The sequence below is a fragment of the Burkholderia sp. 3C genome, assembly GCF_054589155.1.
In genome coordinates this window covers 1-644 of the sequence record NZ_BAAILN010000085.1, presented here as the reverse complement: position 1 = coordinate 644, position 644 = coordinate 1, and the positions used below count along the sequence as shown (strand labels likewise).

Annotated in this window: 1 protein-coding gene; it reads left to right on the top strand. The window is 67.4% G+C overall.

From position 1 onward, the window contains the following. Nucleotides 1-644, top strand: a 644-nt coding sequence (locus ACYP33_RS15010) for an efflux RND transporter periplasmic adaptor subunit (RefSeq protein WP_459622657.1), incomplete at both ends; no start/stop codon positions are given.

Below are 644 nucleotides of genomic sequence, written 5' to 3'. Positions count from 1 at the left end.
GTGACGGTCCAGCCGCAATCCGTGCCGGTCGTCTCCGAACTGCCGGGCCGCACCAATGCCTTCCTGGTCGCCCAGGTGCGGGCGCGGGTCGACGGCATCGTGCTGCGTCGAGAGTTCACCGAAGGGGGTGATGTGAAGGCAGGTCAGCGTCTTTACAAGATCGATCCCGCCCCGTATATCGCCACGTTGAACAGCGCCAAGGCCACGCTCGCCAAGGCCCAGGCCAACCTGGCCTCGACCAACGCGCAGGCCGCGCGCTTCAAGGTGCTGGTGGCCGCGAACGCGGTCAGCAAGCAGGACTACGACAACGCCGTGGCCTCGGCCGGCCAGGCCGCCGCCGACGTCGCGTCGGGCAAGGCCGCCGTCGATACCGCGCAGATCAACCTCGGCTATACCGATGTGCTCTCGCCGATCACCGGCCGCATCGGCATCTCGCAGGTCACGCCGGGCGCCTATGTGCAGGCGAGCGCGGCCACGCTGCTGTCGACCATCCAGCAGATCGATCCGATGTATGTCGACCTCACGCAATCGAGCCTCGACGGCCTGAAGCTGCGCCAGGACATCCAGAGCGGCCGGATCAAGACGGCCGGCCCGAACGCGGCCAAGGTCAAGCTGGTGCTGGAAGACGGCAAGACCTACCCGCT